Here is a 6,698-nt window from a genome sequence, read left to right on the forward strand (position 1 = left end):
CGGCGCCGGTTACCGGCGGCCGCGGGCCTTCCGGCGCTAGGCGCCGAGGGCGGGCCCGGCCGCCGGGATCGCGCCGGGCTCCGGCCGGGCGCCGCCCGGTCCGGGCCGGAACTGGAGCATCGGCCGCTCAATCAGGTACCAGCTCAGCAGGCCGAGGGGGATGGCGGCCGCGAGGGTGAGGACGGCGACCGCCCAGGGTGAGATCCCGGGGATCCGCGCGACCAGCAGGTTCTGCACCGGCCAGGCGTAGAGGTAGAGACCGTAGGACGGGTCGACCTGGGCGGTGGCGCGGCTGAGGGCGGTGGGGCGCACCGCGAGGGCGAACCAGAAGATCAGGTAGCCGCCGAGGATCGCGAAGGCCGGCTCGGCCAGCGGCCGGCTGAACATCAGGGGCAGCAGCAGCAGGGCGGCGAGGGTCGCGCCGCGCCGCGTGTAGGTGATCCGGTCGGCGAACAGCCGGAAGGCGCCGCCGCAGCAGAACACGAAGGTGAGGCGGATCATCTCCGACAGGGATCCGAGGATGTCGCCCGGATGCCCGACGGGCAGGAAGAGCCAGCGCAGGGCGAGGAGGCTGCCGAGCCCCCCGAGCAGGCCGAGATAGCGTCCGCGGCGGCGCAGGGCGCGGGCGGTGCCGACGAGGCCGAGCAGCAGGTAGCAGCCGAACTCGCAGGGGATGGTCCACATCGAGCCGTTCAGCAGCGGGTAGGGCAGCTCGGCGAAGGCGCCCGGGACCACCGGCATCAGCAGCAGCGACAGCCGCAGCAGGGCCTCGAGCGGCGAGGCGTCCGCGAGGTTGCCGCCGCCGAGGGGCGCGACGACGGCGATGCAGAGCAGGGACGCGACCACGAAGGCCGGGTAGATCCGCAGCGCTCGCCGCGCGAGGTAGTCGCCGAAGGAGCGCTTGGCGCGGTAGCTCGCGGTGATCAGGTAGCCGCTCACGAGGAAGAAGCCGTCGACGGCGATCTCCCCCAGGGACAGGGTCCCGAAGACCTGGGTCAGCAACTCCCGCGACCGGTTCCCGTCCACGAGTTCGGGGGCGTGGGCGAGGATCACGAGGCCCGCGAACAGGAGTCGCAGGGACCCGAAATTGTTCGCCCGCGGATCCCGGCCGCCCGTCACCTCCGCCACCTCTGCCCGCTCCGCGACCTCTCTGCCCGGCGCCCAGGGGCCGGGAAACGGCGCGCGAAGGCAAGGACGCCGGGGCAACACGCGCCGGAGATCGGATTGCGTCGCCCGCGGCCGCACGCGATGGTGCGGGCGCCGTTGCGCTCCCGGCGCGGTTGGGCTAGGGAATGGCCACGGCTTGCACCCGTAGCTCAGCTGGATAGAGCGTTGCCCTCCGAAGGCAAAGGTCACACGTTCGAATCGTGTCGGGTGCGCCAACCTTCCCAATGACGTAGCAAGGGTTAGGCCCGAGGCGGAGATTGCCGGGGTCACCTCGGTCTCGCCTTCGCGATCCCGTTGCGCGTCGCTTCTCTGCCCCCTGCTCGCTTCCCCGTCTCGCCCCTATGACGATTTCCCGCCCCGCGCAGGATGCTTCCGCGAAAGCGGAGCTGGCGCCGACCGGCACGCTCCGGGTCGGTCTCGTCGAGGCGCCGTCCGCCGGCCTGATCTTCGTCTGCCGCGCGGCCGATGGAGGGCTCGACGGCGTGACGGCCGATCTGGGCGCGGATCTCGCCCGGCAGGTCGGCCTGCCGCTGGCCGTCACCCTGTTCCCGAACTCGGGCGCCGCGGCCGCCGCCCTCCAGGCCGCGGCGATCGATGTCAGCTTCATGCCGGTCGACGCGACCCGGCGCCAGGTAATCGATTTCGGGCCGGGCTACTACGATCTGGAGAGCACTTATCTGGCCAGCGCGGGGGCGGGCATCACCGACGTGGCGCAGGTGGACCGGCCGGGCCTCCGGGTCGTGGCGATCGAGGGCACGACGACGTTCCGCGCCTCCGCCCGCACGCTGACCCGGACGCAGCCCCTCCCCGTCCCGTCCGTGGCCGAGGCGGTCGCGCGCATGCGCGCCGGGCAGGCGGACGCCTTCGCGCTCTCCCGCGACACGCTGCGGCCGGTGGTCCTGCAGGTCCCGGGCTCCCGCATCGTCGCGGGCGGCTTCCAGCAGACGCAGGTCGCCGTCGCCGTTCCGAAGGGCCGGCCCGCCGCCCTCGCCCGCGTCACGGCGTGGATGGATGAGGCGAAGCGCACCGGCGTCGTCCGGCGCATCTTCGATGCCCGCGGCTTCTACGACGACGCAGTCGCGCGCTGACGGATCAATCTACGTCAGAGCAATTCGCAGCGCTGAGGGGCTCGCAGAACATGCGCTGAGGGCGATGAGCTGGTGACGGCCTGAGTCGGTGCCCTATCTCGGCCGGACATTGGTAAATGAAGAGGGCATATGTCTCACTTCCCAACAACCCGCTATGCCGACCGCACGAGCCATCAGGTCAGAACGGAGATCCGCGGGGCGACTTCGAGCGAGGTTGGGGAGGAGATTGAGGAAGAACGCCAAGTCTTAGACGAACAGACCGAGCGGTTGAGGGCGCAACGCCTCGCGCAAAAAAGCCAGGAGGCATAAAACACTTCTGCCTAGGCTGCGTTCGGTATCGCGCGGATCCAGTGGGGGGCGATGATACGTTTCTCGACTGCGCCCCAAGGCGCTGGTCCCGAGAACAAGGAAGACGATTCGCCGATGGCAAATGACGACACTCTCGCGAAGGCGCTTGCCAACGTGAGGCAGCAGCGCGCGACCCTTGAGGCTGATTTCGAGCGGGTCGGCGCGGAGCTGACGAAGCTCCGCCTTGCCGAGCGGTCGCTCGCATCGATCGTGGAGGGCACGCCGCTGTACGAGCCTGCCGACGATTTGCCGACACACCGTCGCGCGCCGGCGAGCGAGGACCGGCCTCGTGGTAGCCGTGGCCCCCGGGGACCGCGCGCCAACTCGGCCAAGGGGCGGCTGAAGGCGCTCCTTGAGAAGGCTGGCTCTGAGGGTTTGACGCATGCCGAGATCAGCGAGCGCCTGACAGACGTGGCAGCCAACACCCTGAACACGTACCTCAGCGTGATGGCCAATAGCGGCGAGCTGGAGCGGCACGGAGATAAGTACCGGACCGGTGCTCAGTCGGTGAGCGCAGCGGCCGAAGGCGCTGCCGAGGACGATCAGGAGGAGAGCGACAGGGCTGAGGCTGCCGAGTAGGCCCACGAGTCCTACGCTGCCCTGTCGACAGGTTGCGCCTGCAGGACAGCGAAGGCTATGCGGGCTCGGGGGCCTGTAGCTTAATGGTTAGAGCCGACCTCTCATAACGGTCTGGTTGCAGGTTCGAGTCCTGCCGGGCCTACCACTCTGCACGGCGTCCTAGAGCCCGCTGGCGTCATCTTTATCGACAAGAGCGGCGAGGGGCCGGGAGTGCGGCTACGCAAGGTGTGACGCGGACAGGAACGAGCTCAGTCGGTTTTGGGCTTTTTGGTCGGGCGTGACCGCTCCTTCGAGGCTGCGATGGCCCGGGCGGCGCGTTCCGCCTCCGTCGGCTTCTTGTCGAGGTGCCGCCTCGACGAGGCGATTACTCGGGCAGCCGCCTCCGCGGAGGCTCGGTCTCCATCCTGTTACGAAGTGGCGACGGCGCGAGCGTAGCGTTCGGCAGCTACTCGGCCCTGAAGCGTGGGGTGCCCGGATGCCTCGATCGACCGGGCCGCACGCTCCTCGGGGCTCAGGTTCTCGACCGACTATCTCGGGCTCTCGGAGGCCCGCAGGATCTCGTCCACAGTCGCCCAGCGCCAGCGCCAGCGCCAGCGCACGCAGCTCGGCGAGATGCGTATCGGTGGCGGCAGGAGGCCCCGTCGGACGTAATCGTCCACGGCGCTCTCGCTCATCATCAGCTCGGCAGCGAGCGCGCGGCGCGTGAGGTAAGAGGCGGTCGGCATCTGCCTTAGCGATGGCTATGGTTCAGCGCTTGCTCGCTGCGTGTTGCTGGGATGCAGATCTGGCGGATCTGCCCCTGAAGGCCTCCGAGCTTCAGTTGAAGCTCAGACGCCTCCTCGGCGAGCTCCTGTCGTTTGCCGACTCGGCGTATATCCGCGCGCAGCACAACGGGTCTCTGCGAGGGTGGTCGGGGTCCGCCCTCATCCACTGTCGCGCCCAAGCTTCTTGTCTCAGAACTCGCCCGCGAGACCGGCGCGAACGCCGACAGCGTTGTCGCCGCCGTAGGCCACGCCTGCAGTCACGGCGATCGGGACGCAGCAGGTCGGCAACCGGTGCGCCACCGCGAGGCCACCGGCCCATTCGCCCCGGTAGGTCGCGCCGTTGGTGGCCCATGTCGTCTTGCCGGGCGCCGACGGCATGGGGGCGGTCGCCATCGCGATCGCCATGGCGACGCCCTGCCGGGCCTCCTTGCGGGTCTGGATCGCGTAGCGCTGGACCGAGTCGGTCTTGGCTTCCAGGTTGTTGACCTGCGCCTGCACCGAGTCGATCCGGTTGCCGAGGCCGGCGATCGTCGAGGGTCCGTAGGCCGAGGCCGCGAGGTTGCCGTTGGCGTCCGTGGTCACGAAGGCCGTCGCTCCGCTCTGCGCGGCGGCGCTCGCCTGCGAGGCAATGCCGGCCAGCCTGTAGGTGTTGGCGGAATTGCCGATCGCCACTTGGTTGGCCTGGGTCGTCTTCACGTTGGCGCCGATGGCGATCGTGTTGGCCTGATTGGCGGCCGCCCCGTTGCCGAGCGCCACGCTGTTGTTGCCGGCCGCCGAGGCGGCCGCACCGACGGCGGTCGAGCCGGTTCCGGTCGCGCCGGCGACGAAGCCCAGAGCGGTGCTCCCGGCCCCGGACGCCGCGGAGGCCGTGCCGATCGCCGTTCCGCCGAGCCCCTGGGCGCTCGCCGCGTAGCCGAGGGCGACGCTGCCGGTGTTGGCCGCGCTCGCGCCCGTGCCGACGGCGGTCGAGGCGGTCCCGGCCGCGCTCGAACCGTAGCCCACGGCCAGCGCGTCGCTGCCGACGGCGATCGGCGCGGCCTGATTGCTGGTGTTGTTAGTCGCCACATTTGTTATTTGTGAGTACGAAGACAGACGAAGCTCAGAAACGATAGTCTGCCCTTGAGATTGGGTGACATTCCCCGTCACGATGTACACGCCCTGGCCTGCGCCAGCCACACCGCTTCCCGTTACGCCGCCGCCTGCTCCGCCGCCGCCTGCTCCACCGCCGCCTGCTCCACCGCCACCTGTCCCGCTGCCACCTGTCCCGCTGCCACCTGTCCCGCTGCCACCTGTCCCGCTGCCACCTGCGCCACACGTTCCGCAGCCACCGCTGGAGCCGGTACCGCCCGCCGTGCCGAGCGTGAGGCCAGTCCCGAGCAGGCCATCTCCAGGCCCGGTCGTCCCGACTAGAACTCCAGTTCCGAGGACGCCGCCGTTGGTCGTTCCGACGTTAAGACCCGTCCCAAGCACACCGGTGCCGGGATTTGTCGTACCTACCGTCACCCCTGTCCCGAGCACACCATTACCGGTGCCGGTCGTTCCGACGTTCAAGCCGGTTCCTAGAACGCCACTTCCAGGACTTGTCGTACCTACCGTCACACCAGTGTCTAAGACACCATTGTTGGTGCCAGTTGTTCCGACGTTGAGGCCCGTCCCGAGGGCACCCGTTCCAGGACTCGTCGTTCCTACAGTTAGGCCAGTGCCCAAGACGCCGTTATTGGTGCCAGTCGTTCCGACGTTGAGCCCTGTCCCCAGAACACCCGTCCCGGGGCTTGTGGTGCCGACCGTCAATCCGGTTCCGAGAATTCCGCCTCCGGCTGTATCAAGCGCGCCTCGAAGTAGCTGAGCATGAGCGGGAGATGCAGCAAGGAGCCCTGCTATCCCGCCATAAACCAGAAGTGTTGCGGCACTAACGCTGCCGCGTAAGATGCTTTCGTCGCTTCCATTTTTGTTTGATACGGGAGCAAACTTACGCATCTGCAATTCCTCTACTGAGGTACCCTGCGGAGGCCTTGGCAAACCAAGATCCCTCTGATGCGCACACCTTGTGATTGAAAGGTTTATGACACCTTAAAGTTGTATCGATGTCGTTGACTCAACCAAAGAGCTGAGCGCGAAGCTAGGAGCCGTCAGCCTCGTCGGCAGCCCATGTGACGGGGCGGCGTTTAGCCAGCCTGCGCAAGCTAGGGACGTTCCGCTTTTAGCGCCTGCGCCACCAGTCGCCGCACAGCTTCCGTTCGTGATGGAAGATCGGGCTGAGCGCGGCGCCATTCATCCACCGCATCAAGCTGGCCGACCGTGAACCGCATTGGAAATGGGGTGGCGAAGGTTCTACCGGGCGGGCGACCTATGCGCTTCTTCTCAACCAGTGGCTGCGTCTTCGGCATACTAATGGTATGACATACAAGCCGTTGTGGATGGGATTGCCGAACCGGACTTTTCACTCCTGCGGGAAAATCGTGTCACAGCGCATTTTCTCCGAAGGCCGGATACCACCCCTGTGAGGGATTCCGGGCAAGAAAAAGCCCGCGTCGACGATTGGAGTAGCTCTTCCCAAATCCGACGAGGCGGGGGCGAACAAGCCGGATCCGGGGCGTCTTGTAACGAGAATGCAGCAGGAGAAAGTTAGCTGCAGGTGAGCTGGGCGGCCGTGCACGACATGAGCGCAGACTTCGTTACTGTCGGTTAACCAGGGTTCACGCATCCGTGATCGGCAACAGCAGGAAGGCTAATGCCGAAGCACATCACCCTC

The 6,698-nt window shown here is 67.7% G+C and carries 6 protein-coding genes and 2 tRNA genes; 5 read left to right on the top strand and 3 right to left on the bottom strand.

All coding sequences use genetic code 11. The annotated features are described in order from the left end of the window. Positions 1–36 precede the first annotated feature (36 nt). Positions 37–1,128 carry an acyltransferase family protein gene (locus tag ME121_RS23930; RefSeq protein ID WP_012318286.1) on the bottom strand — a complete coding sequence of 364 codons (1,092 nt, stop codon included), beginning with the start codon at positions 1,126–1,128 and terminating at the stop codon, positions 37–39. Between the two features lie 177 nt (positions 1,129–1,305). Here ME121_RS23930 and ME121_RS23935 point away from each other — a divergent pair. The 4 genes from ME121_RS23935 (at position 1,306) to ME121_RS23955 (ending at position 3,327) form a co-directional block, all read left to right on the top strand. After that, positions 1,306–1,382: transfer RNA gene (locus tag ME121_RS23935), tRNA-Arg, on the top strand. A gap of 126 nt (positions 1,383–1,508) precedes the next feature. Further along, positions 1,509–2,255 (top strand): transporter substrate-binding domain-containing protein, encoded by a 747-nt coding sequence (locus tag ME121_RS23940; protein ID WP_059409728.1) that lies wholly within the window; start codon positions 1,509–1,511, stop codon positions 2,253–2,255. Positions 2,256–2,678: 423 nt separating this feature from the next. Then, on the top strand, positions 2,679–3,182 hold the full coding sequence (locus ME121_RS23950) for a hypothetical protein (RefSeq protein ID WP_059409730.1): 504 nt from the start codon (positions 2,679–2,681) through the stop codon (positions 3,180–3,182). A gap of 69 nt (positions 3,183–3,251) precedes the next feature. Next, positions 3,252–3,327, top strand: a tRNA-Ile gene (locus ME121_RS23955). A 382-nt stretch (positions 3,328–3,709) separates the two neighbouring features. Here the strand turns inward: ME121_RS23955 and ME121_RS23960 are convergent. Further along, positions 3,710–3,907: a helix-turn-helix transcriptional regulator gene (locus ME121_RS23960; RefSeq protein ID WP_059409731.1), complete on the bottom strand. Its 198-nt coding sequence runs from the start codon at positions 3,905–3,907 to the stop codon at positions 3,710–3,712. 228 nt (positions 3,908–4,135) lie between these two features. Then, positions 4,136–5,011, bottom strand: a complete 876-nt coding sequence (locus ME121_RS34165; RefSeq protein WP_348648812.1) for a hypothetical protein — start codon at positions 5,009–5,011, stop codon at positions 4,136–4,138. Positions 5,012–5,220: 209 nt separating this feature from the next. Between ME121_RS34165 and ME121_RS34170 the strand changes: the two genes are divergently transcribed. Next, positions 5,221–5,310 carry a hypothetical protein gene (locus tag ME121_RS34170; RefSeq protein ID WP_491892878.1) on the top strand — a complete coding sequence of 30 codons (90 nt, stop codon included), beginning with the start codon at positions 5,221–5,223 and terminating at the stop codon, positions 5,308–5,310. Positions 5,311–6,698 lie beyond the last annotated feature (1,388 nt).

Origin of the sequence: Methylobacterium sp. ME121, assembly GCF_000974725.1 — a bacterium.
In the GTDB taxonomy this organism is placed as follows: Bacteria; Pseudomonadota; Alphaproteobacteria; order Rhizobiales; family Beijerinckiaceae; genus Methylobacterium; species Methylobacterium radiotolerans.

Coding starts and splice junctions, on each gene's coding strand:
- ME121_RS23940 (WP_059409728.1), top strand. CDS start 1,509: ATGACGATTTCCCGCCCCGCGCAGGATGCTTCCGCGAAAGCGGAGCTG.
- ME121_RS23950 (WP_059409730.1), top strand. CDS start 2,679: ATGGCAAATGACGACACTCTCGCGAAGGCGCTTGCCAACGTGAGGCAG.
- ME121_RS23960 (WP_059409731.1), bottom strand. CDS start 3,907: ATGCCGACCGCCTCTTACCTCACGCGCCGCGCGCTCGCTGCCGAGCTG.